Origin of the sequence: Gloeobacter violaceus PCC 7421 (assembly GCF_000011385.1) — a bacterium.
GTDB classification, from domain to species: domain Bacteria; phylum Cyanobacteriota; class Cyanobacteriia; order Gloeobacterales; family Gloeobacteraceae; genus Gloeobacter; species Gloeobacter violaceus.
Window position 1 is genome coordinate 3,468,089 of record NC_005125.1, and the last position, 25,536, is coordinate 3,493,624.

The 25,536-nt window shown below is 62.8% G+C and carries 26 protein-coding genes, 1 other RNA gene and 1 pseudogene; 14 read left to right on the forward strand and 14 right to left on the reverse strand.

Translation table 11 applies throughout. The features are described 5' to 3' along the window. Positions 1-8: 8 nt before the first annotated feature. Both GLL_RS16840 and GLL_RS16845 read right to left on the reverse strand, forming a co-directional pair. Positions 9-212 (reverse strand): hypothetical protein, encoded by a 204-nt coding sequence (locus tag GLL_RS16840; RefSeq protein WP_164929242.1) that lies wholly within the window; start codon positions 210-212, stop codon positions 9-11. A 121-nt stretch (positions 213-333) separates the two neighbouring features. Then, complete coding sequence (locus GLL_RS16845) at positions 334-531, reverse strand: hypothetical protein (RefSeq protein WP_164929243.1); 198 nt, start codon at positions 529-531, stop codon at positions 334-336. Positions 532-789: 258 nt separating this feature from the next. Here GLL_RS16845 and GLL_RS16850 point away from each other — a divergent pair, with 258 nt between their 5' ends. The 4 genes from GLL_RS16850 (at position 790) to GLL_RS16865 (ending at position 2,734) form a co-directional block, all read left to right on the forward strand. Next, complete coding sequence (locus GLL_RS16850; RefSeq protein WP_164929244.1) at positions 790-933, forward strand: hypothetical protein; 144 nt, start codon at positions 790-792, stop codon at positions 931-933. A gap of 25 nt (positions 934-958) precedes the next feature. Further along, a complete protein-coding gene (locus tag GLL_RS16855; protein ID WP_011143256.1) occupies positions 959-1,393 on the forward strand; it encodes a helix-turn-helix domain-containing protein in 435 nt (144 codons plus the stop codon). A gap of 77 nt (positions 1,394-1,470) precedes the next feature. Then, positions 1,471-2,007, forward strand: coding sequence for a transposase (locus tag GLL_RS16860; RefSeq protein ID WP_011143257.1), 537 nt, complete (start codon positions 1,471-1,473; stop codon positions 2,005-2,007). 295 nt (positions 2,008-2,302) lie between these two features. Next, positions 2,303-2,734 carry an IS1634 family transposase gene (locus tag GLL_RS16865; RefSeq protein WP_011143258.1) on the forward strand — a complete coding sequence of 144 codons (432 nt, stop codon included), beginning with the start codon at positions 2,303-2,305 and terminating at the stop codon, positions 2,732-2,734. A gap of 191 nt (positions 2,735-2,925) precedes the next feature. On the opposite strand, the gene GLL_RS16870 is transcribed toward GLL_RS16865, so the two are convergent. After that, positions 2,926-4,881 carry a PQQ-dependent sugar dehydrogenase gene (locus GLL_RS16870; protein WP_011143259.1) on the reverse strand — a complete coding sequence of 652 codons (1,956 nt, stop codon included), beginning with the start codon at positions 4,879-4,881 and terminating at the stop codon, positions 2,926-2,928. A gap of 247 nt (positions 4,882-5,128) precedes the next feature. On the opposite strand from GLL_RS16870, the gene GLL_RS16875 reads away from it, so the two are divergent. Beyond that, positions 5,129-5,863 (forward strand): SIMPL domain-containing protein, encoded by a 735-nt coding sequence (locus GLL_RS16875; RefSeq protein WP_011143260.1) that lies wholly within the window; start codon positions 5,129-5,131, stop codon positions 5,861-5,863. Between the two features lie 50 nt (positions 5,864-5,913). After that, on the forward strand, positions 5,914-8,025 hold the full coding sequence (locus GLL_RS16880) for a prolyl oligopeptidase family serine peptidase (protein ID WP_011143261.1): 2,112 nt from the start codon (positions 5,914-5,916) through the stop codon (positions 8,023-8,025). A 19-nt stretch (positions 8,026-8,044) separates the two neighbouring features. On the opposite strand, the gene GLL_RS16885 is transcribed toward GLL_RS16880, so the two are convergent. Both GLL_RS16885 and GLL_RS16890 read right to left on the reverse strand, forming a co-directional pair. Then, complete coding sequence (locus tag GLL_RS16885) at positions 8,045-8,341, reverse strand: ribbon-helix-helix domain-containing protein (RefSeq protein WP_164929246.1); 297 nt, start codon at positions 8,339-8,341, stop codon at positions 8,045-8,047. A 43-nt stretch (positions 8,342-8,384) separates the two neighbouring features. Then, a complete protein-coding gene (locus tag GLL_RS16890; protein ID WP_164929247.1) occupies positions 8,385-9,770 on the reverse strand; it encodes a phospholipase D-like domain-containing protein in 1,386 nt (461 codons plus the stop codon). Positions 9,771-9,951: 181 nt separating this feature from the next. On the opposite strand from GLL_RS16890, the gene GLL_RS16895 reads away from it, so the two are divergent. Then, the gene (locus GLL_RS16895; RefSeq protein ID WP_164929248.1) at positions 9,952-10,515 is read left to right on the forward strand and encodes an L-threonylcarbamoyladenylate synthase; all 564 of its coding nucleotides are present in this window, start codon (positions 9,952-9,954) and stop codon (positions 10,513-10,515) included. A gap of 47 nt (positions 10,516-10,562) precedes the next feature. Here the strand turns inward: GLL_RS16895 and GLL_RS16900 are convergent, their stop codons facing one another. Continuing rightward, positions 10,563-10,763 (reverse strand): hypothetical protein, encoded by a 201-nt coding sequence (locus tag GLL_RS16900; RefSeq protein ID WP_230841206.1) that lies wholly within the window; start codon positions 10,761-10,763, stop codon positions 10,563-10,565. 130 nt (positions 10,764-10,893) lie between these two features. Between GLL_RS16900 and GLL_RS16905 the strand changes: the two genes are divergently transcribed. Then, the gene (locus GLL_RS16905) at positions 10,894-12,882 is read left to right on the forward strand and encodes a hypothetical protein (RefSeq protein WP_011143266.1); all 1,989 of its coding nucleotides are present in this window, start codon (positions 10,894-10,896) and stop codon (positions 12,880-12,882) included. Then, positions 12,875-14,830, forward strand: coding sequence for a hypothetical protein (locus GLL_RS16910; protein ID WP_164929249.1), 1,956 nt, complete (start codon positions 12,875-12,877; stop codon positions 14,828-14,830). Before GLL_RS16905 ends, GLL_RS16910 begins: the two co-directional genes overlap by 8 nt. On the opposite strand, the gene GLL_RS16915 is transcribed toward GLL_RS16910, so the two are convergent. Next, positions 14,827-15,684 carry a shikimate dehydrogenase gene (locus tag GLL_RS16915; protein WP_011143268.1) on the reverse strand — a complete coding sequence of 286 codons (858 nt, stop codon included), beginning with the start codon at positions 15,682-15,684 and terminating at the stop codon, positions 14,827-14,829. The genes GLL_RS16910 and GLL_RS16915 overlap by 4 nt on opposite strands. Positions 15,685-15,774: 90 nt before the next feature. Here GLL_RS16915 and ilvB point away from each other — a divergent pair. The 4 genes and pseudogenes from ilvB to GLL_RS16935 all read left to right on the forward strand — a co-directional run. Beyond that, a pseudogene (gene ilvB, locus GLL_RS16920) lies at positions 15,775-17,574 on the forward strand (biosynthetic-type acetolactate synthase large subunit); the annotation flags it as partial. 440 nt (positions 17,575-18,014) lie between these two features. Beyond that, positions 18,015-18,112: signal recognition particle sRNA small type (gene ffs / locus GLL_RS16925), an RNA gene on the forward strand. Between the two features lie 80 nt (positions 18,113-18,192). Beyond that, positions 18,193-19,515 carry an adenylosuccinate synthase gene (locus GLL_RS16930; RefSeq protein WP_011143270.1) on the forward strand — a complete coding sequence of 441 codons (1,323 nt, stop codon included), beginning with the start codon at positions 18,193-18,195 and terminating at the stop codon, positions 19,513-19,515. An 81-nt stretch (positions 19,516-19,596) separates the two neighbouring features. Next, positions 19,597-20,469, forward strand: coding sequence for an undecaprenyl-diphosphate phosphatase (locus GLL_RS16935; protein WP_011143271.1), 873 nt, complete (start codon positions 19,597-19,599; stop codon positions 20,467-20,469). Here the strand turns inward: GLL_RS16935 and gatC are convergent. From gatC to ntcA, 4 genes are all read right to left on the reverse strand, one after another. Further along, on the reverse strand, positions 20,456-20,743 hold the full coding sequence (gatC, locus tag GLL_RS16940; RefSeq protein WP_011143272.1) for an Asp-tRNA(Asn)/Glu-tRNA(Gln) amidotransferase subunit GatC: 288 nt from the start codon (positions 20,741-20,743) through the stop codon (positions 20,456-20,458). The genes GLL_RS16935 and gatC overlap by 14 nt on opposite strands. A gap of 40 nt (positions 20,744-20,783) precedes the next feature. Further along, the gene (locus GLL_RS16945) at positions 20,784-21,488 is read right to left on the reverse strand and encodes a hypothetical protein (RefSeq protein WP_011143273.1); all 705 of its coding nucleotides are present in this window, start codon (positions 21,486-21,488) and stop codon (positions 20,784-20,786) included. A 71-nt stretch (positions 21,489-21,559) separates the two neighbouring features. Further along, on the reverse strand, positions 21,560-22,000 hold the full coding sequence (locus GLL_RS16950; RefSeq protein ID WP_011143274.1) for a BON domain-containing protein: 441 nt from the start codon (positions 21,998-22,000) through the stop codon (positions 21,560-21,562). 84 nt (positions 22,001-22,084) lie between these two features. Next, positions 22,085-22,753 (reverse strand): global nitrogen regulator NtcA, encoded by a 669-nt coding sequence (gene ntcA, locus GLL_RS16955; protein WP_011143275.1) that lies wholly within the window; start codon positions 22,751-22,753, stop codon positions 22,085-22,087. A gap of 168 nt (positions 22,754-22,921) precedes the next feature. Here ntcA and GLL_RS16960 point away from each other — a divergent pair, with 168 nt between their 5' ends. After that, entirely contained in the window at positions 22,922-23,134 is a 213-nt protein-coding gene (locus GLL_RS16960; RefSeq protein WP_011143276.1) for a hypothetical protein, read from the forward strand. Between the two features lie 55 nt (positions 23,135-23,189). Here GLL_RS16960 and psaC read toward each other — a convergent pair whose 3' ends face one another. The 3 genes from psaC to GLL_RS16975 all read right to left on the reverse strand — a co-directional run bounded on the left by psaC (position 23,190) and on the right by GLL_RS16975 (position 25,510). Continuing rightward, positions 23,190-23,435, reverse strand: coding sequence for a photosystem I iron-sulfur center protein PsaC (gene psaC, locus GLL_RS16965; RefSeq protein ID WP_011143277.1), 246 nt, complete (start codon positions 23,433-23,435; stop codon positions 23,190-23,192). A 112-nt stretch (positions 23,436-23,547) separates the two neighbouring features. Continuing rightward, a complete protein-coding gene (locus tag GLL_RS16970) occupies positions 23,548-24,507 on the reverse strand; it encodes an FTR1 family iron permease (protein WP_011143278.1) in 960 nt (319 codons plus the stop codon). A gap of 10 nt (positions 24,508-24,517) precedes the next feature. Beyond that, positions 24,518-25,510 carry a helix-hairpin-helix domain-containing protein gene (locus tag GLL_RS16975; protein WP_011143279.1) on the reverse strand — a complete coding sequence of 331 codons (993 nt, stop codon included), beginning with the start codon at positions 25,508-25,510 and terminating at the stop codon, positions 24,518-24,520. Positions 25,511-25,536: the final 26 nt, after the last annotated feature.

Genomic DNA, 25,536 nt, shown 5'->3' on the forward strand with positions numbered 1-25,536 from the left:
GTTGTCCATCAACCGTCCGGCTCGTTCCGGCAGGGGGTGAGCGCCTGGGTGACGACGGCCCTCAGAGGCCAGATGCGTCCCAACCGGCACCAGCAGCGACGCATCGATTCGATGGCCCAGGCTGTAAGGTTAAAGCACGACCAGACCCAGGCTCCCGCCACCGGGCAAACGGCGCCGCGCCGCCCACCACCGCAGAGCGCCGCAGGAGGCACCTGCCCACATGTGTCTGCCGATCGGGGCGCCCGCGCAACCGGAGCTTTGTGCCCTGTCTTTGTGCCCCGGCGGTGCTTACCGGGGAACGCATCGAAACGGCGCTGCTGACTATCGAGAAAGTCAAACGCGATTGGAGACTGCCATGAGCGGACACCCAGCGGGGAGTGGCCCCTGGATGCCCGACGAAGCGACCCGCCAGGCTCTCGGGAGCGGTTGCGGGCGGCCGGTGCGGGCCTGCGCCAGAGCAGTGCCGCGATCCAGCAGATCATCGACGAGCTTGAGCATCGGCAGGCGGACAGTCCCCTGGGCCGTTTCCACGCGCGCCGACGAGTAGAAGCGCAAGCGAACCGGGCAGAAACGGCGTGATAGACAAGACGACTTTGAGAATTGCCAACCCTGCCACCCGCGAGCGGCACCAGCAGCGCCAATAGCTGCAGAGTGAGCAGAAGTCGATCGACCAGCTGCAACGTCAGGCGGTCCAGAGAGAGCGCCGAGGCTATAGCCGAGCTGCAGACGCAGCTGTCGGGACTGCAAGAGCAAGTGCGACAGGGCCGCTCGGAAGGTCAGCGGTTGCAAATGGGCCTGCAGACGGCGCCCGAACGGGCGGTGCAGCAACAGGCCCTCGAAGGGCTGCAGGCGCAGCTGGAGGAGCGGACCCAGACTGTCGATGGGTTGCAAGGGCGTCTAAGTAGCCGGTCGTGGAAAAACCGTATAACTTAAAAGCTGTAGCTCTCGCCTTTCTGTCATGCCCCATCGTATTGCGCTGACGCCAGAACAAGAGCAAGCTTTACTGGAACTCAAAAACGACCTGTCCGTACCTCGACGGGTGCGTGAACGTGCCGAAGCCCTGCGCCTGTCTGCCCATGGCATGAACGTTCCACGCATTGCTCGCTATCTCGATTGGGCACCATCCACCGTCCATGCCACCTTCGAGCGGTGGTGGAATGGCGGCATCGACCAATTGTTCGAAGCCGACGGCCGCGGCTCCAAAAATACCTGGAGCGAGGCAGACTTGCAGTATTTAGAAGAGTGTCTGCAGCGGGAGCCGCGCTCCTACACCAGTAGTCAGTTGGCCGCCAAACTGGCCGAAGAACGTGGGGTGCAATTGAGTGCCGACCACCTGCGCAAGCTTCTCAAAAAAAGGGCTTCACCTGGCAACGAATCCGTCGCAGCATTGTAGCCAAGCAAACTCCAGAGTTTTATCAAGGAAAAAAAGCAGACCTCGAAACGCTGGAAAAAGCTCAGCAATAGGGTTGCGTGGTTATAAAATACTTGGATGAATCGGGTTTTAGTTTGCCGAGTATCATGAATTATACCTGGGCAAAACGCGGAGAACAGAAGCGCATCGAGCAGCCGGCCCGCCATGGAAAGCGCATCAGCGTTCTGGGAATTTATTGTCCAGAAAGCAGTTTTGATTACGGAGTATGTTTTGGAAGCATTAAAAGTGCAACGTATATCGAATTGATGGAATGGGAGGCAAAAAAAGCGTTGCAACGCTTGCAAGAATCTGGTCAAATCACAGTGATTGTGCAGGATAATTATTCAGTGCATCGCCATTGGCGTGTACGGGAGAAATGGCCGCAATGGCAAGAGCAGGGATTGTACATTTTCTTTTTGCCGCCGTACAGTCCGCAGTTGAATGACATCGAAGGGGAGTGGTTGCAAATCAAACGTCACGGGATGCAAGGTCGAAGTTACGAGATGGAATACGAACTGGGTGTGGCGGTGATCGAGGCGATAGACGGCCGCTACCGTCATAAGGGATATGCGTGCGAACGCTACCTTTTTAATTGACCCGTCTACTTAGGCGAGTCGGACGCCAAGACCAACAAGGAACTGGCCAAATTGTGCAAGGTGGAGTTTGCCTGTCAAGCCGATGCCCTGGCAGCGGCGGAACGCTTCGCCGGTGGGTTGAAGTACCACCTGTTGGGGGCAGTGCGGGCGCAAGCACAGGTGCGTCACCCCAAAAGCGGTAGACCAGCCAAAGCCAGCAGACCCGAAAAGACTGGGGTGTGGCTGCTCTCGGCCCAACTGCTGCGCAACCCAAGCGCCATCGAGGGGAAGCAGCACACCGCAGGCAAGCAAGTTCGTGCTGGCCACCAACGTGCTGGAGCATGAGCGGCTTTCGAGCACGCAGGTGCTGTCGCAGTACAAAGCCCAGCAGTCGGTAGAGCGGGGGTTTCGCTTCCTCAAAGACCCGCTGTTTTTTACCTCCAGCGTGTTCTTGAAGTTGCCCGAGCGCGTGGAGGCGTTGGCCCTGGTGATGGGGCTGTGCCTGTTGGTCTACAGTCTCGGGCAGCGGCAGTTGCGCCAGGCTCTAGCCGAAACGCAAACGACGGTGAAGAACCAACTGAAAAAGCCAACAGCGACCCCAACCTTGCGCTGGATCTTCCAAAGTTTCCAGGCGGTGCATCTGCTGGAGGTTGCAGGAGCCGGGCAGGTGTCGAACCTCAACGAGGAGCGGCGACGGGTGGTGCAACTTTTGGGCGAAGCATGTGGGCGCTACTACCTGGTGGGCTGAGCAGAGGAGGCACGAAAATACATGCGAGGCGAGAGACAATTATGAGCACAGAGAGGCTGAAAAGCCAGAAAAGACTGCGCCTGTAGCGGCAGGAGCCGCAGGAGCGATGAGTCGCTGGTAGGGGCTATGGCTGACATTCCGGTGAGAAGCGAAAATTCCAGCAATCACGCTTGAACCTGCGGAATGTCGGTTTAAAGCAACTGGAAGTGCACCGTGGCGGAGGTGTACTGCGTGCCGTTGACGGTAACCACCGCGTACAGGCTGTGGGTACCCGGGGTGAGATTGTTCGTGTTGTAGCCGTTGGCCTGGTCCGGCTGGTCACCCGCTAGCCAGTAGGGAGCTATCTTCTCGGTCCAGACTGCTTTGCCGTCGATATAAAACTGCACGCTCGTGGGCTGGGCGGCGGCTGCCACTGAGGCCTGGGCGTAGATCTTGGCCCCCCGAGCGTAGACGACTTTGTCGAGGATGACACTCGCTGCCGGGGCAGGCGGGGCAGCGATCTCAAACTGCACGGTGGATGAAGTGTACTGCACACCCTTGACGGTCATCTTGGCGCTCAAGCTGTGGGAACCTGCCCCAAGGCTGCGTGTCCCGTATCCCGGTACCACGCTGCCGGCATTTTGATCGCCACCCAGCCAGTACGGCGAAGCACCCTCCGTCCAGATCGCTTTGCCATCGACGAAAAACTGCACACTGGATGGGGCCGAGGACGAAGCGACCGCCGCCTGGGTATACATCACTTCTCCCTGCAGGTAGCTCGGGCGGTCGGGCACGACGCTCAAAACCGGGCCAGGCTTGGGGGTGAGCTTGTAGATGGCCCCGCTCGAATCATCGGAAATCAGCAAATTGCCCTGCGCGTCGACGGCGGTATCCACCGGCCGCCCCCAATACTCCTGCGTGGCGCTGTCCACCCAGCCGGTAACCAGGTCCACCTGGGCACCGGGCCTCTGCGTCGAGCTGTCCCAGGCGAAGTGGGCAATCTTGTAGCCGGTGCGCTGGGTGCGGTTCCAGGAGCCGTGCAGCCCGAGGACCGCACCGCTGCGATAGAGGGATGTGAAGTTGGTCGATTGCAAGAACGTCAGGCCAAGGGGGGCGGAGTGGGCCTGGATGCCCCGGTCGATGCGGTTCATGCCGCCACAATCGACGCTGCCACTGGCGTTCAGTTCATAGTCGCGATCGAAGGGCATGTTGAAATAGCCGTTGGTCGTATCCGGGTTGGGATTGCAAAACGGCCAGCCGTAGTTGCCCCCGTCCAGCACGCGGGTGAATTCTTCGGGCGGGTGGTTGTCGACGTAGGCAGGGACCACTTTGCCGTAGTTGCCGGTCGAATCGTCGAAGGGGTAGGCGATGTTGTCGCGGTTGTTGACCACCGCCCAAAGGCTGGTGGTGCCGGGCAAAAAGGCGAGGCCCTCAGCGTTGCGCAAGCCCTCGGCAAAAAGGCGACCGGCCGTGCCGTCGGAGTTGTAGCGGTAGATGGCGGCCCGCACAGGATCGCTTACGGTGTCCTCGAAGCAGGCGTTGCAGGTCGAAGCGATCGACACGTAAAGCTTGTTGTTTGTGTCAAGAGCAATATTTTTCAGTTCGTGGCCGTAGGCGCCTTCGAGTTCGCTCAGGCTGCTGTCGGGCAGGTTGGTGACGATCACCTGGCGGCTCTGGGCGGTCGTGTCGCCGTTGGTGTAGATGTAACGATTGATCTGGTGGGTCTCGGCGATGTAGACGTATTGTGTCGAACCGATTTTGTGAAAGACAATGTCGTGGGGTTTGCGCAGATCGACCGCAAAGTCGTAAATCGCCGGATCGCCGCTGCCGTTGGGCCTGACCAGCAGCACCTTGCCGGTACTCGGCTGAGAGACCAACAAGTCGCCGTTGGGGGCAATCGCTAGAAAACGGGGCTTGCTGAGGCGGGCGTACACCGAAATGTCGAAATTCGGCGGAATGTTCAAATAGCGATCGACCGAAAATTTATCGGTGCGCATACCGGTGGGCACCTGCACCTTCGCGCGGACCACCGCGCCCGGAACGGTCGGCACGGCGGCACAGCCGACCTGCACCAGCAAACAGGCCGCCGCCGCACCGAGCGCAGCCCGACCCACAAAGACCACAGCCGAAGCACGACCGGGTATCAGAGCCCGCAAACGGTCTGTCATCGTCGCTCTCCTTTGGTATGTAACCGTATCTACGCCGATTTTTTGGGGAGACTGATTATTTCTTCAATTGCTTGCACATGCTTGCGCACTGGCCACTGTACCAACTGAAAATCGAAAAGTTGATATTTTTTGAAACTTTTAAGCTTCTTTAGGGTATTCCTGTTTCGCAATCAAAGACTGTGCATTCCAAGTCCAACCGCACTGCGCTCGATCCCCTGAACTCCAGGCTGCCTTCGATGCTAGGGTCGTGGACGATCCGATTCAGACACTGTCGATGCCGGTCTATTTATCCTCCTGCTTGTTGGGTCTGGCGCTGCTTTTGGCCCTCGCTTTTCCCGCCCTCGCCCAGGAAGTTCAGCCTGAGCGCACTTTGACGGTCAGTGGCCGCGGCGTCGCGTCGTTGCCGTTTACCGACGCCGTCTTCAACCTCGGGGTGCAGGCCGAGGGCCGCACCGCCGCCGATGCCCAGGCGCAGTTGCGCGAGCGCATCAATCCGCTGGTCACCCGCCTCAAACAATTGCAGGTGCAAAAGCTTGCGACCACCAGCGTGCAACTGTATCCCCGCTACAGCGACCCCTCCCCCAAAGGTGGCCCCGGCCAGATCGTGGGTTTTACGGCGAGCAGCAATCTCCAGTTTCAGGTGCCCCTTACCCAGGCCGGCACCGTCCTCGATGCGGCCGTAGGCAGCGGCGCCAACGTCGTCCAGAACCTGAGCTTCACCGCCCCGGACGCGCAGTACGCCGAGGCGCGCGCCGACGCCCTCGCGCGGGCGGTCGCCGACGCCCGCGCCCAGGCGGAGGTGGTGCTCAAGAGTTTGGGACTGGCGGCCAAACAGGTGCGCACCGTCCAGGTCGGGAGCCCTCCCCGCCAGCCGCCGATGCCCTTTATCAAAGCCTCCAGGCCCATCGAAGCAGACTCCATGCCCATCGAGGGGGGTGCCGCCGAGGTCGAAGCGACGGTCACTTTGCAAATTAGCTATTGAATACGCTCGGAAGCTGCCAGAATAACTAGCGGTTGTGTTGCAAGGAAGATATGGGCAGTTTCAGGCTGATGGGGACGGGCGCATGGCCGGGAGCGCTTTTCGCGCTGGTGCTGATCCTATCGGGCGGCGGGGTGCTTGCCACCGACTCGGTGACGCCACCGCCTGCCGCCCGCACCGCACCAGCGACCGGCACCTACGGCGCGGTCAAGGTGGAAGACCCTTACCGGTGGTTGGAAAAAGCCGCTTCCCCCGAGGTTCAGGGCTGGATCGACGCCCAGAACGCTTACGCCGAAAAGGTGCTCAGCCGCTACCCAGGCCGGGAGAAAATGGCCGCGCGCGTGCGCGAACTTTCGCTCACCTCCGAGCAACGCTCCAAACCGCACCTCGCGGGCGGACGGCTGTTTTATTTGCGTCTGACCCCGCCCCAGGAGCAGCCGGTTCTCATCTCCCAGTCCTGGCCCACCGGTACTGCGCGGGTGCTGGTCGATCCCAACCGTGCAGGCGGCCTTACCGCCGTCACCGAATTTTGGCCGTCGCCCAGCGGTCGCTACGTGGCCTACGGCACCGCCGACAAAGGCACCGAAGACACGGTGATCCGGGTGGTCGATGCGCGCACGGGCCGCCCGCTGCCGGAGGTGCTCCGGCGGGCGGGCGGGGGCACCACGCCCTCGGCCCTCGCCTGGGACGCCGATGAAAAAGGTTTTATCTACACGCGCTTCCCGGTGGACAGCGTCGCTCCGTTCAACGTGGCGCTCTTTCACCACCGCCTGGGCACTCCCGCCTCCCAGGACAAGTTGCACTTCGGCGCGGGTCTTTCGCCCTACGCCGAATACGCACTGATCGCCTCCAAAGACCACAAATACGTCGCGGCCCTGGTGATGGCCGGCGACGGCGAACCCCAATCGCTCTACGTGCGCGAGGCGGGCGAGTGGCTGCCGCTGCTCAAGCCGCGCGAAGGAGTAATTGCCGGCACTTTCCTGGGGGAACGCATTCTGGTGATTGCCACCGGCGGCTCGCCGCGCGGCCGGGTGGTCGTCGTCGAAGGGGGCACCTTCCGGACGCTGGTGCGCGAGGGCGACTGGGCGATGCGCGACATCGCCCCGCTCAGGGAGGGCTTTTTGGTCACTGAGGTCTGGGGAGCCGACTGGCGGGTGCGCCAGTTCGACAAAGACGGCCGGTTCGTGCGCGCGCTCCCGCTCCCGGCAAGCGGCATCGGCATCGATGCGGTTGCCTCGGACGAGCGCTCGTCCGAGGCGATCGTGGCCTACTCGGGCTGGAGCGAGCCGGGCCGCTGGATGCGCTACGACGGTGCCACCGGCAAGTCGAACGAAATTTTTGCCCTCAAGGCGGCGGCGGACTACGCCGGTGTAGAGGCCACCAAAATCGAAGCGCTTTCTAAAGACGGCACCCGCGTGCCGGTGACAGTGTTGGCCCGTCGCGGCACGATCCCCGACGGCACCGCCCCGGCCATTCTTTACGGCTACGGCGGCTACGGCATCAGTGTGCGGCCGACATTTTCGGGGGCGAATCTGGCCTGGATCGAGCGGGGCGGCGTCTACGCGGTGGCCAATCTGCGCGGCGGCGGCGAATTTGGCGAACAGTGGCACCTGGACGGCCGGCTCACCCGCAAGCAAAACGTCTTCGACGATTTTGTCGCGGCGGCCGAGGCGCTGGTGCAGACGCGCTGGGTTGCCCCCAACAAATTGGGCATCCTGGGCGGCAGCAACGGCGGCTTATTGGTGGGAGCGGCCCTCACCCAGCGGCCCGAACTGTTTCGAGCAGCGGTCGGCCAGGTGGGCATCTACGACATGCTGCGCGTCGAGTTGCACCCGAACGGCGCTTTCAACGTCACCGAGTTTGGGACGGTCGAAAATCCCGACCAGTTCGCCGCCCTGTACGCCTACTCGCCTTTGCACCGGGTCAAAGACGGCACCGCCTACCCGGCTGTGCTGCTGCTGACCGGCGAGAACGACCCGCGCGTGGACGCTTACCAGTCGCGCAAGATGGCCGCGCGGCTGCAGGCGGCCACCCGCTCGGACCACCCGGTGGCGCTGATTACCCGCCGCGCCGCAGGCCATGGCGTCGGTGCGTCATTTAGCCAGCGCACCGGCGACCGCGCCGCTGCGCTGATCTTCTTTGCGGGCGAACTGGGGCTACCGTGAGCTTTCTTCAGACGGCTGTTCAAAGATGCCGGGGTTCGGCTGGAAAATCCAGTTGCAGTGCCTCCCAGTCGGCCAAGGCAAATTGCCCGGCTACAGCGCTCGCCTCCTGCTGGTAGTGCGGATCTTCAGCCATAGCCGCAAATTCAGCATCGATTCGGGCGCGCTCCTGCGCCGCAAGCTCCCGACGCAGGGCGAAGGTCACGAATTCGCTGCGGCTTCGGAACGCACCGCGTTGCACTTCGCGATCTATGGCCTCCAGCAGATCTGCCGGTAGCGCCAACGTGGTGCAAACAACTTTGCCAGAACCCTGGTGCATGGGATTCATCAGAATCTTAACGTTGGTGATGATGTTATCACTGCTATCTGTTGTGGTGATTTGGTTTGGCTTTTTCCTTGGTGCAAGTAAAGGTTTTTGGCTTGCGCTTGGGTGGGCCGAGCAGCACACGGCTGTAAAGACGCTCGAATTCGCGCCGGAAGTGGGCAGCAACGATGGGGCTTTCGATTATCAAGAAGCTTTCGTCGTTGCGCCGATCGGCGGCGACCGACCAGTTGTGGGATCCGGTAAGGACCGTGCCGTTATCGAGAAGCGCAAATTTGTGGTGGAGTTTGTCGCCGCGCGGCAGGAGCGCCACTCCGACCGTTTTGATGGGAGGGGATTGCTTCGAAGCACACGGGCGCATCCCCCATAGATCAAATCCCATCGAGTAATCGCGGTAGGCAAATCCGCTGTCGAGGGCACCGCGCACCCGCACTCCCTGCCCGGCGGCCCGCTGGATGGCTTTGGCAATTTCGGGGGCGCTGAAGACGAACAGGGCAAAATCGAGCGACCGGCGCGCCTTGGTCACCCGGCGGGCAATCAGGGCATTGATGCCCGCCTCGCCCTCGCCGGGGCCGAACTGCACACCGATGCGCGCCTCGCCCACCTCCACCGATTGCAACGGACGGACAGGCTTGCGCCGCCCAAAGAGGCTGTCGGGAGCGCCGCCCGGCCCGTCGCCCCACATCCAGGTGAACTCCGCGGCAAATAGCCCGGCCACCTGAGCGCTTTCGATCACAATCAAATGATTGACATTGCCCAGGGTGCGCGGGTCGGCCGGGTCGCCGTGGACGTCGCTGGTGGTGAAATTGGTTGAGCCGGTGACGACGCGGCGGTTGTCGATGATCAAAAACTTGTGGTGCATGATGCCGCTGCCGCGCGTACCGCCGTCGGTGTCGTCAATCACCGGAATCTTGGCCCGCTTCAAGATCCCGACGGCATCGCGCTTCTGCAACTCGCCATAATCGACCCGGCCGTCACCATTGGCATCTACGAATTGCCGCCACCGGTCGTAGGCTTCGCGATCGGCGCTTTTGAGGCGATTCGCAAAAGCCACAGATGCAAAGTCGCGGTGGTAGGTGTGCTCCAAGATGACGCGCACGGCCACCCCGCGCCGATCGCATTCGCCGATCGCCAGGGCAATTCCCGGTAGATTCAACTCGTGAATGGCGATATCGACGCTGGTGCGGGCGCGGCCGAGTTCTTCGACGATACGCCGCTCCAGGTCGTCGCCGGGACGCTCCAGACCCCGATAATCGACGTAGCGCCCGGAGCGCGCCTGGTTGAAGTAGACCCGGATCAGCGGGTGCTGCGGCAAAGCCGATGCCGGGGAGTCGGTCGAACCGGCCGGACCAAGGGACGGCTGGGGCTGCCAGTGCACCCAAAGCGAGACGATGAGCAGTCCCCCGGCGATACACCAGAGGAGCATTCGAAAATTTTTCACCCGATCACCACAGCCTGCAAACACAACCGCCCGTCAGTCTGAATCAACCGGCGAAGCTGCCGTCTTTGGATGCTGGAAACTGGGCTGACATCGGCGCCGGACGTGCGGTCGGGCTTACCTGAGATCCGGTTCTAAAGTGAAAGCGGAGGATTGGCGCGATCGACCGATGGCCGAGTATTTTCTGAACCTGGTGGATTTTGCCGCCTACTTGCGCGCAGGCGGTGTGGGGGCAATGCCTACCGACACAGTGCCGGGTCTGGTCTGCCTGCCCGAGTACGCCGAGCAAATCTACGCCCTCAAAGGTCGCGACGAGCATAAGCCGCTCATTTTGCTGGGGGCGGCGGCGGCGGATCTGGCTTTCTACACCGCACAATGGCGCTCGGAGTGGACAGAGCTGGCCGAGCGGGGTTGGCCTGGAGCATTGACGCTGGTGCTGCCCGTGGGCGGCCGGGTGCCTGCCGCTGTCCACCGGGGGGGCGGGACTGTCGGCGTGCGCATCCCGAACCATCCCGACGCCCACGCACTGCTCGCAAAAACCGGTCCCCTCGCTTCCACCAGTGCCAACCGCTCGGGCCAACCGGTGCTCATCGAGCCGCAAGCGATTCGACGGACCTTTGCCGGGGTTGCGCTGCTCGCAGGTACCTACCGCGGCAGCGGCACCGCCTCGACGGTGGTCCGCTGGGAGGACGACGGCTGGCAGGTACTACGTCAAGGTGATTTCAAATTGTGAAAAATTGCAAAGCAGGTGCCCGTTGCCGCGACGGTAAACGCATGCGATCAGGGGCGATGGCGCGAAATGAATTTTTCGTATTCGGCCTGGCTTTGGTAGAGCAAATTGTGGCAATGGTTGCTGGTATCGAGGGCGCTCGGCAACAGTTTGCGGGCCTGCAACGCCATGTGCAACTGCAGATGGGCCACGTAACCGCCGATTTCGCCGGCGGCTTCGATCGGGTTGTGCGGATGCAGCGGTGTACTCAAGGGGCTCTCCTAACTCTCGCCAACTGCTCGTGAGCCCACGTTACCATGCAGTATTAACGCCGGTAAGACCGCGCAACACTCCTTAACGCTCCGACAACCACTCCAGGAAACAGGATACTTTTGGTTCGGTATGGCCTCCCGCTGGAACCCGCAGCCCACTCCGTCCCACCTCCACCCGGAGGTGCGCGCCCTGGTCGGTGAATACGGCGCAAGGGCGCTGGGATCTCTGGGAATTGGCGATCCCCAGTCGGCAAGGGCGTTTCTGTGGCCCGAGCGATCCCCGCTCGGGCATTGTCCTACCTGGCCGGAACTTGAGAGGGCGGCGCAGTGGATTGCACAGACAATTTCTGAAGGAAAATCGATCACTCTCCAGACTGCCGATCGCTTCGAGAGTGCGGTAGCGGCGCTCCTGCTGCAGGAGGCGCTGCGGGAGGCGGGGACGGAACTTACGGTAGTTGCTGGTGCGCAGCCTGTGGCGCAGAGCTTGCTGATCGCCGTGGGCTCGATGCCCGCCGCACCGCCCGGTTGTCGGACGATCGCCATCGAAGCGCGCTTGGGCGAGGCGTCCGGTGAGGGTCTGGTAGCCCTCAATGCGCTGCAACTGGCGCTCGATCACCCGCTGCGGTTTCTGCCGGAGGCGGCGGTAGCCTGGATGCTGGTGGAGGCGTTGCTTGGCCAACTGAATAGACAACCGCCTCCCGATCGATGGGCGGATCTGTTGCTGGCCGGGTGTGTGGCGGGGTTGGTCTCCCTTGCCCATTGCCGGCCACAGGTGCTGGCGGGTTTGGCCCAAGACGGCGGCGGATCGCATCCGTTGCTGGCGGCACTGATAAGCTCCCACCGCCGGCAGATCTTCAAGATGGCGGCACCGCTCGACGCCCTGGGTGCCCGGGCGACGGCCTGGCTTGCGGGCGAATCCGATGGGGGCTGGGAGCCGCTATGGCGAGAGCACGAGGCCCGCATCGCCCGGGTGGTGCAGGAGGGGGCGCTTGCCATCGAGAGCCTGGGCCTGCAATCGCAGGGGGTCGCGGTGCTCGCCCGGGTCCACTGGCCCCGGCAGGCTCTGTCCCTGGCGGCAGCCAGGCTCGCGGGGCGCTACGGCCTGGCGGTGGTGTTGATCGCTTGCCCGGAGGCAGAAGCGCTTGCCCACGGCTCGGGTTACGCGCCGGAAGGTACCGACTTGATCGCTGCTCTAGCGGCGCTCAGGCCGCTATGGGTAGAGGCGGGCGGGCGGCCGGAGGCGGTGCGCCTGGTGTGCGAAAGCCGGTGGGTCGCCGCGCTGCAAAGGGAACTCGGCCGCGAGATCGCCCGGCGGGTTGCCCGCGAGAGACTGGAGCCTCCAGTGGCCATCGCGATTGACGCGGAGACCACTCTCGATTTGCCCGCCGAACTCGACCGGGCCTTTCATGAACTGGAGCGGCTCGCTCCTTTTGGACCCGGACGGCCTCGCCCGCGGGTGGCGGTGCGCAACTATCGGCCGCAATGGACACTCTCCCGCGACGGGCGGCATCTGGAGTGCAAAATTGGCCCGCGCACGCTGCGGCTGCGCGACGGGGCCGAGGAGCGCGCCCGCCGGCAGGAGGCGGGTCTGATGGAACTCATCTTCGAGATGGAGCCGTGGGAGGCGAATCTCTGGTGGGGACGGCTGCACGCGGTGCAGCCCGCGGAGGCTCGCCCGGCGCTCCCCGCCGAAGCCGGGCGGCAGATCCAGGTGGAAGATTTTCGGCGGATGGGCGCGACACTGCCCGATGCGCTCCCGGCGCTCATCTTGCGGGAGTGGCCGCTCTGCGCCGAGGAACTCTCGGTGCTGCTCAGGCAAAGCCCCTGGTCGACGGTGGTGCTCGCCGGCCGGAGCCGCGATTGGTCGCGGGTGCACGCGCGGCTGCCGGTGCTGGTCCAGCGCTGGGAGCAAGGGGAGCGCTTGCCGGAGGCGCTTGCCGATTCGGAATTGCCCGAGCCGGTCGTTGTGCGCATTGTGGCGCGCTGCCGAGCGGGCGGTGCTGTGGCCCGGGCGGCTTGTGCCGTACTGCGCGAAGCCAGTGCCTTCCAGCGCTGGCTGGATGCGGCCCCGGCGGCGGAAATTGCCCGGCTGTGCAACCGGCTGGTTCAGGATGGCTGAGGCGGTGGTCGGCTGGCCGCGCGGCGGTCTGAGCGGGGCGTGCCTGGAGCGCTACCGCGAACTGATGGCCACTGGGGTGGCGCCCGAGCGCATCGTGGTGCTGGCGGCGGGCCGCGAGGAAGCCCAGCGGATGAGTGCCCGTCTGGAGGGTGCCTTCGAGCGCTTTGCCGGGCCTTTGCGCGTCGAGACATGGATGAGTTTTGCCGTGCGCATGCTCGCAGAATTCTGGGGGGAGGTGCTGGGCCGTGAGCCGACCCTGGGTACGACCTTCGAGCCGGTCGTGCTCGATTTTGCCCTGACGCGCCACTGCGTCGAGCGCGCCTGTGCCCTGTGTCCCGACCACGAGGCGCGGTTTGAAAACTGCGGTCTCAAAGAAGAGCGCGTCTGGGATCAAATCGCCAGTGCCGCCTGGATCGCCTGCACCTCCGGGATTTCCCTCGAAGCGGTGGGTGAACGGCTGAGAGCCGCCTGGCCCGACGGCGAGGATACTCAACGCCTCGCGCTGTTGGGAGCCTTGAGCTGCTGCGCTCGCCGCACCCGCGACTACATCCGCGAGCGCGGCGCCATCGACGCGGCCGGGGCGGTGGAGCTGTTCGGGCGCGTGGTGATGGGCCTGGATGCCTTCTGGGGCAGCTTCGATCACCTGGTGGTCGATCGCGCCGAGGACAGCTGCGCGGTGGCACTCGATTTGTTTGGTCGCTGCCAGGAGCGGGGGAAGGGGCTCTTTTTGGCCTATACCGTGGGCGGCGGCGGCTTGTACACCGGGGTGCCCCAACTGGCCGCCGAGTTCGTGGTCCGCCGCACGCGCTTTCGGTATCTGGACCGGCCGGATCCGGCCGGGGAGGCTCTGCGCTGGCTCGCCGACCGCATTGCCCGCCGGATCCACCCGGAGTTCAAAAATCCCCTGCCCGTGGCGGTGCCGGATCCGATTCCCCAGCCGGTTCTGCTGGAGGGACAGACGGTCATCGACGCCGCCGAGGCCGTCGCCGCCGCCATTCGCGCTCTGTTGGCCACCGGTGTCCTCCCGGGACGGATTGCCGTCGTTGCTCCGCTCATCGACGCCCCGGTGGCCACGGTGATCGAGAGTGTCCTCGGCCTGCCGCTGCATACGCCCCGCCCGCCCGCCTCCCTCCTTCAGCAGCCGCTGGTGCGCACCCTCCTCAGCGCCCTGGATCTGGCCTATCCGCAGTGGGGACGGTTTCCAACTTTTGGCGAGGTGCGCCTGATGCTCGGTCTGCTGCTGGATCTTGACCCGGTGCGCGCCGAGTTGCTCGCGGCCGACGTATTCGACCCGGTAGGCCGGGTCCTCAGAAGCCGCGAGGCGGTGCGCTATCCCGAGCGCGTCGGCTTCGAGAAGCTCGATCGCTATCAAGATCTGATCGATTGGTTGGCGGACAACCCGCAGCAGGACGCGCCCGATTGCACCCTGGGCAGGCTCTACACCGATCTGCTGACCGAAGTGATCTGCGAGCCGGCCGATCAGCAACTGCTCTTTGAACTGATGGGAATCGCCCGCCGCCTGCGCCTGAGCGGCATTGCCGCCGTGCCCCAGGGCCTGGGTGCAGTGCTGCGCTTTGCCCACGCGCCGCCCACCCGTCCACCGGCCTCCGACCGGTTGGTGTTCTCGACCCCCTGGAGCTATATCAACCAGGGCTTCGCGGCCGACTACCAGTTCTGGTTCGACATCACTTCCGAGCGCTGGTCGCGCCCGAGTTGGGTGGGACTCTACAACCACCGGGTGCTCACCCCCGAATGGGACGGTTGCCGCTACGACTACCAGCGCGACCAAAATAGCCGCACCCGACGATTGGCCCGGACCCTGTTCAATCTGTGCTGCCGCACCAGCCGGGGTCTCCACCTGGTGCGCTCGGCCCTCAGCGCCCGTGGCGAAGCCAACAGCGGCCAGCTCGATCGGTTGATTCTGTCCGCCGCAGAAAGGGCGATCTAATCGTGCGCCAGCGCTTTGCAGGCGGTCTGCAGCATCAACTGCGTGGGTGGCTTACAGCCTGTCCAGAAATAGAAGGCCGCTTCAGCCTGCCCTACGAGCATGCCCAGACCGTCGAAGGTTTGGAGCGAACGCGCCACCGCCAGCTGCAACAGCCGGGTTGGGCGCGGCCGGTAAATCAGGTCATAGACGCAGGCTTTTAGCGGCAGAGCCCCCAAATCTTCGAGCGGACTCGCTTCTGTGGCCGGGATCATGCCGACGGGCGTGGTGTTGATGAGTAACCCCGTCCCAGGCAGCAGCGATTCCAGCTGCTCCCAAAGATCAATTTCGACGGTGGCGGCGGGGTGCAGGTGCGATTTGAAAGCAGCCAGTTTGGCAGGGTCGCGGCCGACAACGTGGATGCGCGTGAATCCCAGTTGGGCACAGCCTAGGGCGACTGCGAGGGCGGAGCCGCCGCAGCCGAGGATAGTGGCCGCTCCTTGAAACGGCACCGTTTCGATCGGACCCATGAAGCCTTCGATATCGGTGTTGGTGCCGGTGAGGCTTCCGTCGGTCTCGACGCGCACGGTGTTGACCGCACCGGCGCCCTTGGCCTCGGGGGTGAGTGTGTCGAGCAAAGGTACGATCGCCTGCTTGTGGGGAATGGTGACGTTGAAGCCCACGAAGCCTGCGCGCCGCAAACCCGCCACCGCCTGGGGCAAATCGGCGGGGGCCACCGGCAGGGGCACGTAGACCAGATCAAGGCCGAGGCGGGCGAGGGCGGCGTTGTGCATCACCGGGGACAGCGAATGGCCGACCGGATACCCCAACAGGCCCAACAGCCGGGTAGTGCCGCGAATAGCTGGAGAGTCGGACATCGTATCGCGCCTGTGGGAAAAACGGGGCTCCCGCCGCTACGGGACTGATGTAGAGTAAGTGGTTACAGGGAACCGTTATATTCGCTACAGGTTAAGTCTATGCAAGCCACCGGAGCCTTCGCCGTCGTCGATAGTCTGTGCTGCCAGGGCGTCCGGCACATCTTCGGTTACCCCGGTGGGGCCATTTTGCCGGTCTACGACGAGATTTACAAGGCCGAGGCCGAAGGGCGGTTTCAGCACTTTCTGGTGCGCCACGAGCAGGGGGCGGCCCACGCCGCCGACGGCTACGCCCGGGCGACCGGCCGGGTGGGCGTCTGTGTGGCCACCTCCGGTCCCGGGGCGACGAATCTGGTGACGGGCATCGCCACGGCCCACATGGATTCGGTGCCGATGGTGGCGATTACCGGTCAGGTGCCGCGCCGGTCGATCGGTTCCGACGCCTTTCAAGAAGCCGATATTCTGGGCATCACCCTGCCCATCGTCAAGCACTCCTACGTCATCCGCAACACTGGGGACATCGGCCGCATCTTCAGCGAAGCCTTCCATATCGCAAGCAGCGGCCGGCCCGGCCCGGTGCTCATCGACGTTCCCAAGGACGTGGGCCAAGAAAGCTTCGAGTACACGCCGGTCCAGACGACGCCCAAAATTCCCGGGTACCGCCCAACCACACGGGGCAATCCCCGCCAGGTGGCGGCGGCGGCGAAGCTCATCCTCGAAGCGGACCGGCCTCTGCTTTATGTGGGTGGCGGCGCCATCTCCGCCGGGGCGCACGCCGAACTGATGCGCCTCGCGGAGCTGGGTTTGATCCCGACCACCACCACCTTGATGGGCAAGGGGGCCTTCCCTGAAGATCATCCGCTGGCCGTGGGCATGCTCGGCATGCACGGCACCGCCTACGCCAATTTCGCCGTCACCGAGTGCGATTTGCTCATCGCCGTGGGGGCGCGCTTCGACGACCGGGTGACCGGCAAACTGGATGAATTTGCCGCCCGCGCCCGCGTCATCCACATCGATATCGATCCGGCAGAGGTGGGCAAGAACCGGGGGCCGGAGGTGCCCATCGTGGGCGACGTCAAACTGGTGCTGCAGGATCTGATTAAAAAGCTCATCGAATTTCAGCCGCGCACCCGGGCGTGGCTGGAGCGCATCGAGCGCTGGAAAGCCGAGTATCCGCTGGAGGTGCCGAGCGATGGCACCCGGCTGTACCCACAGGAAGTGATGGTCGCCTTTCGCGAACTGGCTACCGACGCCTACTACACCACCGACGTCGGCCAGCACCAGATGTGGGCGGCGCAGTTTCTCAAAAACGGCCCCCGGCGCTGGATTTCCTCAGGCGGCCTCGGCACGATGGGCTACGGCTTTCCGGCGGCCATCGGCGTGCAGGTGGCACTGCCTGACGAAGACGTCGTGTGCATCTCCGGCGACGCCAGCTTTCAGATGAACCTACAAGAAATCGGCACGGCGGTGCAGTACGACCTGCCGGTCAAGGCCGCCATCGTCAACAACGGCTGGCAGGGCATGGTCCGCCAGTGGCAAGAATTTTTCTACGACCGCCGCTTCTCCCACTCCCACATGAAGCCCTCGATGCCCGACTTCGTCAAACTCGCTGAAGCGTTCGGGGCGGAGGGCATGGTCATCGATCACCCCGACCAGCTCAAAGAAGGCATCGAGGCGCTGATGGAGCGCGACCGGCCGGTGATTTGCGACTTTCATGTCGTCCCCGACGCCAACTGCTACCCGATGGTGCCCCCGGGCAAGGCCAACCACCAGATGGTCGGGCTGCCCAGGCCGTTGCCGATGCAGCCGCTCGAACTCATCTACTGCCCCAACTGCGGCACCAAAAATACCACCGCCAACCGCTTCTGCCCCGAGTGCGGCACCAAGCTTTAGCCGGGCACTTTCTGCCTGCTCAGGAGGGTTGTGGCTACGTCCCAAGCTGTGGCAAACAGATAGCTCATCGGGTTGTGAATTAATGTTGACGGAGCGATCCCCCTCGGATGGAAGCCCCTATATTAAAGGTGTCGTTAGTAGTTCTCCCTACCGCCCTGGAGCGAGCGACGAGTAAGCGACAAACGCTTTTCGAAAACTCAAACCTTGAAGCTGAAAACGCTCTACCTCCAGGTTCCTACCCTGATCATCGCGACTGCCCCAACCGAATACTGAAGCGTCCCAAGCTGTGGCGAATGGGAGTTCCGGTGAGCTTGCAAAAGCGGGAAACTCCATCGAGGTTCTAGATAAGAATCGGGACAATTTCAGTAGATGGTCTGGGGTTTTCGCTTGGGAAGATTTTCAAAGTTGCACCGCCTTGCGGACCTGGGCTAGTATAAAAAAGCCTGGGCCCGTGCGGCTCGGACGCCCGAACCGTGTCAGGACCTGACGGTAGCAGCACTAAGGGATGCTCTGGGCAGGCGCGTGGTTCCGGGTTTTTTCATGATCGTTTGTGCATTGACAGGTGCGGCCGTCAGGATTTACTCTTGATTGTTTGGTGGCGTAAGGGTTTGAGAGCTTTTGGCTAACGTAATCGTGGTCGGCGCCCAGTGGGGCGACGAAGGAAAGGGCAAGATCACCGATCTGCTCAGTGTCTCGGCGGATGTCGTCGTCCGCTACCAGGGAGGCATCAATGCCGGGCACACCGTTTGTGTCGGCGAGCAGACCTTCAAGTTGCATTTGATTCCCTCGGGCATCCTCTACCCCGAGACGTGCTGTGTGATCGCCTCCGGCACGGTGGTCGATCCCAAGGTTCTACTCGAAGAGATCCGGCACTTAGAAGAGCTGGGAATCTCGACAAAGAATTTGTTCATCGCCGAAACGGCCCACGTCACGATGCCCTACCACCGGCTCATCGACATCGCCGAGGAGGAGCGCCGGGGCAAAAACCGCATCGGCACCACTGGCCGCGGCATCGGCCCGACCTACGCCGACAAGTCCGGCCGCACGGGCTTTCGGGTGCTCGATTTGATGCAGCCGGAGGGCTTTCGCGAAAAACTCGAATGGATCGTGCCCCTCAAGAACGTCTTGCTCGAGAGGCTCTACAACCTGCCGCCGCTCGCGGTCGATCAAGTGGCTGAGCAGTACCTGGCCTACGCCGAGCAACTGAGGCCCTACGTTATCGACGCCTCGCTGCTGATTGATCAGGCGGTTCGCACCCACCGGAACATTCTCTTTGAGGGCGCCCAGGGCACCCTGCTCGATCTCGACCACGGCACCTACCCCTACGTCACTTCCTCCAACCCGGTGGCGGGCGGCGCCTGCGTCGGGGCGGGGGTTGGACCCACGATCATCGACCGGGTGATCGGGGTGGCCAAGGCCTACACCACCCGCGTCGGTGAAGGCCCGTTTCCGACCGAATTGCGCGACGAGGTCGGCCGCCACCTCGGGGAGCGCGGCGCCGAATTCGGCACCACCACCGGTAGGCCGCGCCGCTGCGGCTGGTTCGACGCGGTGATCGGCCGCTACGCCGTGCGCATCAACGGCCTCGACTGCCTGGCCATCACCAAGCTCGACGTGCTCGACGAACTGGAGAGCATCAAAGTCTGCGTCGCTTACCACTGCCCGAGCAAGACGGTCGAAGAATTTCCGAGCGACGCCAATCTGTTCGGTCGCTGCGAACCGGTCTACGAGACTCTGCCCGGCTGGAAAGAACCGACCGGCCACTGCCGCACCCTCGAGGAGTTGCCGCCCAAGGCACGCGACTATCTCGAATTTCTCGCCCACCAGATGAAGACGCCCATCGCCCTGGTCTCGGTCGGTGCCAACCGCGAGCAGACGATCATCGTCGAAGATCCGATCCACGGCCCCAAGCGCGGACTGCTCGGGCACAACGGCGATTAGGCCCGTGCGATCCCCGCGGCCACCGGTGACCTGGGCTGTACTTCCCTGCTAACCTGAGTCCAGTTTCAAGCCGGAAAAGGCATGCAGCAGCAGATAGGCATCTTCGAGGCAATTGTGCTCGGGTTTGTGCAGGGGATCACCGAGTACTTTCCCATCAGCAGCACCGCCCACCTGCGGGTCGTACCGGCCCTGCTGGGCTGGGCCGATCCGGGCACGGCCTATTCGGCGGTGATTCAGCTGGGCAGTCTGCTCGCGGTGCTCACGTATTTCTACAAAGATCTCGTCGAGATCCTCTCCGGGACGGTACGGGCTCTGCGCACCGGGGACACCCAATCGCGCGAGGTGCGCCTTTTCTGGGGAATTATTCTGGGCACGATCCCGATTGTGATCGCGGGACTCGCCCTCAAATCCACCCTCGAAGCCCCCGGCTCGCCGCTGAGAGCGCTCAGTGTGATCGCCGTCGCCTCGATTGTGATGGCGGCCTTGCTGTGGCTCTCGGAGAGTCTGGGCAAGCGGACGCGCACGATGAAGGGCATCCGGGTGATCGACGGCATCTTGATCGGCTGTGCCCAGGCGTTGGCCCTGGTACCGGGGGTCTCCCGCTCCGGTTCGACACTCACGGCCGCATTGTTTCTGGGCTTTCAGCGCGCGGACGGAGCGCGCTTCTCGTTTTTGCTCGCCATCCCGGCGATTTTTCTGAGTGGCCTGCTCGAACTGAAGGTACTGGTCGATGAAGGTTTCAGCGGCGGTATCGGTCCAATTGTGGCGGGCTTTGTCTCTTCGACGGTCTTCAGCTATCTGGCGATTGCCTGGCTGCTGAAGTTTTTGCAGACGCGCTCGACGCTCGTCTTTGTGATTTACCGGTTTTTCTTTGGCGCCCTGCTGCTGGGGCTGCTCGCAGCCGGGTTGCTGCCGGACATCGAGCCGGTGCGCCAGGCGCTCAATCTTCCATGATCCGGGGCACCTTAAAAAAGTCCTCGGCCCGCTCCGGCGCATTTTCGAGGATACCTTCGCGGTCCTCGAACACCACCAGCGCGTCCGGCCGCACGACGTTATGGACCTCGATGGCGCGGGTCGTGGGCGGTACGCCTTCAGTATCCACCTGCTGCAACTCGGCGATGTAGTCGAGGATCGCTCCCAGTTGCCGGGTGAACATTTCTTGTTCCTGCTCGGAAATCTCCAGGCGGGCCAGAAAGGCGACTTTTTTCACCTGTTCGCGGTCGATCATGCTGCAGTTCCCGGACGAGCGCACCTTCGGGATTATAGCCTCATGTCGCGCTCACTAGCCTTGGGGTGATCAAGATGATCTGCTCGGTGCGGTTGGCGGGGATGGGCACGCTGGTGCCGAGGCTGGTCAGATTGCCAAAGGCAACGGTCTGATTCGGCTGGAAGGTCAGGGTACTGTAAATAGAGCTTCTGGTGATGTCGATCGGCCTACCTGTATTACGATCCCGGGCGGCGGCGACCGAAGCATCAACCCTGATTTTTGTCAGAATATTGCCGTCCGGCAGTACGGCAGGTTCAAATTCCAGGCGGTTGCCAGCGCGCACGGTCGAAAAGGTCGGTGGTTTAGAGCGATCCTGTGGTGCAAGCGTAAAATTCATATCCAGTTGCGAGTCGAATCCGGCTCTCTCTCCACTGCCGACCGTCAGTTCCGTGTCCACCACCAGACGGCCGCGCCCGGCGCGCACCTGCTCGAAAATCGCTCGCCGCAAACGATTTGCATTTTCGGCAGAAGCCGGAGTCCCGGTGGTCGGTTGAGTACCGTAAATGGCTTTGCTGAGCGTCTGCAGCCCGGTGCCATCCAACTCGATAATTTGAATGCTGAAAACGATTTGCTGTGAAGGCTGGTCCAGCGATTTTGTTTTGCCAAAAGTGCGCCTAGTGGGATCGTCGGGCTGTTCCTGCGCAGATGTCGGGAGAGCAAGGAAGAACAATAAACATGGAAGGAGGGTAAGCGATTTTTTCCGCACGGGTGCACTCCGGGTAAAAAGTACCCACAGTCTATGGGTCGGTGCGGACAATTTGCACTCCCAAGCCAGGGCTAATTTTTGAGTGTCAACTGGTCGACCACTTGCACCACACCCTTGACGGATTGGGCGTCTTCGAGTGCCCGGCGCCGCTGGGCGTCGTTTTTGACCTCGCCGCGCAGGGTGACGACACCTTCGCTGCTTTGCACGTCGATAGCAAAGCTCTGCACCAGCGGGTCGGCAGCCAGGATGCCTTTGACTTTGGTGACGATGGCTGTGTCGCCGGCGGTGCGCTGCAGGTTGCGGCCGGTCTGGTCGATGTTGCGATCGACGCTCTCGGTGGCTTCCCGGGTCTGCTCGCGGATGGCCTGACCGGCGGCCTCGACCGAGCGCTCGGCATATTCGAGCGAACGCTCTGCCGATTCGCGGCTCTCGCTGCCTGGGGCGCAACTGATTAGCAACATCAGAGCCACAGCAAGAATGCCAAAGCGGGAAACGTCAGATAATGCTCTCATCGCATCACCTATCGGGGCGGATTCATCCAGATTAGATAGTCCGCACCCGTACTGCCTCTGCCCACAGCCAGGTATTTGCCCGTACTAGGCGAAGCGTTGGCCGAGTTTGATCGGGTCGTGGACGGTGATCCGCTTTTTGCTGATCGAGATGAGTTTCTTTTTGCGCAGGTCCCCCAGAAGCCGGGTGATCGTCACGCGCGTAGAACCGATCGCCTCGGCGATCGCCTGATGCGAGAGCCTGAGGTCGATGGTCACCCCGTCCTTGGTGGGCAGGCCAAAATCGCGGCAGAGAATCAACAAAAAGCTCTCCAGGCGCGAACCCATGTCGCGGTGGGCGAGCGTCTCGATCATCATCTCGGTCTGCAGGATGCGCGAGGCGAGCCCCTGGAACAACAGCCGCGAAATGTCCGGATCTTCTTGAATGATGCGCTCCATCTGCTCGACGCCCACCGCAATCAGATCCACCGGCGTAAAGGCGACGGCATGGTAAAAACGGTCGGAGCGATGGCCGGTGATGAGCGAGAGCACCCCGAAGACGCTATTTTCGCGCAGCAGGGCCACGGTAATTTCTTCGCCGTGCTCGTAGACTCGCGAGAGCTTGACCGCGCCGCGCTTGAGAAAATAAACGCGCACCGCCGGGTCACCCGGAAAAAAGATCGTCTTTCCCCGGTCATAGTGCTCGACCACCGGCGGAAACTGGCTGCCGCTCTCCGCCTGACGAAACAATGAAGCGAACGGATCGTCCCAACTCACCGGTGACTCCCCAGCACTAGCAAAAGTTCCTTAACAATTAAGCCGAGCCCTGCAATTTTTTTGTATTAGGGACTACTAATCTACTTTGGATTGATCGATTGTGAACTCTTTTTTTGCCGAAATTGTTCACTGCGTTCAAGATAGGAGCGAAGCCCGCGAGATTTGCCCATGTCCGACCCGAGTTTGCTGCCCAACGGCCGTGATTGCTGCTTCGGGTCGGACCCGAATTTGCTTGAAGCGGTGCGCAATTTACAGACCCTTGGCGATACCCAGCCGTTGCCGGTGTTCGACGCACTGGAGCGGGCGGGCCTGACTGCCCTGCAGCAGCAAAGTCAGGCGGCGACCGAAGCGCCTGTCCGTCAGGGAGAAGCTCAAGGGTAAAGCCCCCGGGGAATTCCCCGAGGGCTTTGGGATGATGACACTATATATGGCCGATTTAGTAGGCCAGACCCATGCTGCGGGTAGTCTCCGCTCCCAGATAGACGCGGATGCTCAGAAAGTCGGTGGGACAGGCGGTTTCGCACCGCTTGCACCCCACGCAATCTTCTGTCCGCGGCGAGGAAGCAATCGTACCCGCCTTGTTGCCGTCCCAGGGAACCATCTCCAGGACGTCGAGGGGGCAAGCACGGACGCACTGCGTGCAGCCGATGCAAGTGTCGTAGATTTTGACCGAGTGCGACATAAGACGCTCCAGAACAGCCTTGCGGCAGACACTTAGGAGGCAGTGTAGCCCCTCGCCGCCAATGTTGGCGGATTATTGCTCCACCCGCAAAAGATCTTAACGGTGGGTAGGATCAGGCCGTGGGCGTGCGCGTAGCGCCACCGCGACTTTTGAGCGGAAGCAGCGGTTTGCCGGTGACGCTCTGCCAGTAGACACTGCCCACCCCGACCAGAAACAGGGCGTAAAAGAGTGCCTGCACCAGATAGAGCCGCTCGGCGTAGCCAAACAATGCACCAAGGAGCATTCCCGGAGGCTGGTTTTCAGGCAGGATGCGCGTGCCGTCCCAGACCTGCGGTCCCAGGACACACGAGGCGTTGCGGGTAAACCGTTCGCTCAAAAAACACAGCGACTCGGAGGCGCGGTCGATCTGGGCAAGGGCGCGCAGGGCGGCGTCGAAGTGCCCGAGCGAAGTGACCACCAGCCCCGAGACAATCAGCAGCAGCAGCAGTCCCATCGTCTGAAAGAAGCGGCGCAAGTCGATACGCACACCCCACCTAAAGAGCAATACGGCGATGGCGACGGCGACCAGGATGCCCGCCACCGCCCCAAAAGCCGGTACGAACCCCTGGCGAAAATACGAGGTGACAAACAGCACCGTCTCGAAGCCTTCGCGCAGCACCGTAAACAGAATCAGCCAGGCGATGGCCCAACCGGCGGCGCGCTCCTGGCCCAGTGCCTGGCCCACCGAGGCTTCCACCTGGCCTTTGAGGGTACGCGCCTGGCGGGTCATCCAGATGAGCATCCAGCTGAGCATCCCGATGGCAAGCACCCCGAAGATGCCCTCCAGCAGCGGCTCGACGGCCGGGGCGTACTTCTGGTTGGCGGTACTCAGATTGCCCAGCAGCCAACCGAACAGCAGCCCCACCGCGGTGCTTGCGGCAAGGCCGCCTGCCACGCCGCCCCACACCCAGCGGTTCAGGTGGGTATGCCCGGCTTTTTTGAGGCAGGCAAGCACGATCCCGACCACCAGGGCGGCCTCGACGCCCTCGCGCAGGGTGATGGCAAAGGTGGGCAAAGCGGCGGCAAAATCCATAGCGACTCCCCTAGGTGGCGAATTTCTGGGCGGCTTGTTCGACGGACTTCACCGAGGCGGCCACTTCCTCGGCGCTCAAAGCCGGGGGATTGGGCGCCTCGATGGTGGGCCAGGCGCCGGCCAGTTTGCGCAGACCCACGGCGATCGCCTCGGCGGTTTTGGGGTCGGCTTTGTCGAGTTGGGGGCCGATGGTGGCGTACAGTTGACCCGCGTAGAGCACGAAGCCGCGCGAATCTTCGTACTCGATGCGCGCGGCGATCTTGCCGTTGTTGACCGCGGCGGAGTACTCGGCGGCGGCCGCTTCAAGCAGCCCATCGATGACTCCCAGTACCATGGCAGGCTGGGTACGCTCAGCGGCCGGGATGGCTTGCTCGGCTTGGTCGATGGCTGCGAAGGCGGCGGATAGCCCCGGAGTAATTTCGGGGCTATCCGGCTTGAATTTGACCAGATCCTGCAATTTAAGCAGGTCGGATTTGAATTCCGGCACCTGGCGCTCGGCCAGTTGCTCCTCGATGTCGAGGTAAATTTCTTCGACCGGGTGGCCGAAGTGGGGTAGAGCGTGCTCGGGCTGTTGGCGTTCGATGAGCTCGCGCGCAACGATCAGGTGGCCGCGCATCAGGCCGAGCTTGATGAGGTAATCGACATCGCGCTCGCGGCCGGTGAGGACAATTTCTTCGACGGTCACCTGGTCTTTGATGCGATCGAACTGCTCCTGGGTGAGCACGTTCTTGCTCACCAATTCCTCGGGACTAGCGTAGGGCCGGGCCGCCTGGATGCGGTTGGACAGCGCCGGGATGGCCAGGAGCCCTTCGAATTTGTCCAATTCCGACAAAATCGCTGTGTTGATGTTGACTTTGCGGCCACCGCCCATCGCCATCGACTCGGTGGCGGGTGCGGAGGCGGTGGCGGTTGGCTTCGGCGCTTCGGTCTCGGCGGCGCAGGCGATGAGCAAAGCTGTGATGGCAACGAGTGGTAACAAACGGCGCACAACGGTCTGGTGCATGGTCTCCCGGCAAGATCGGTCCCGTT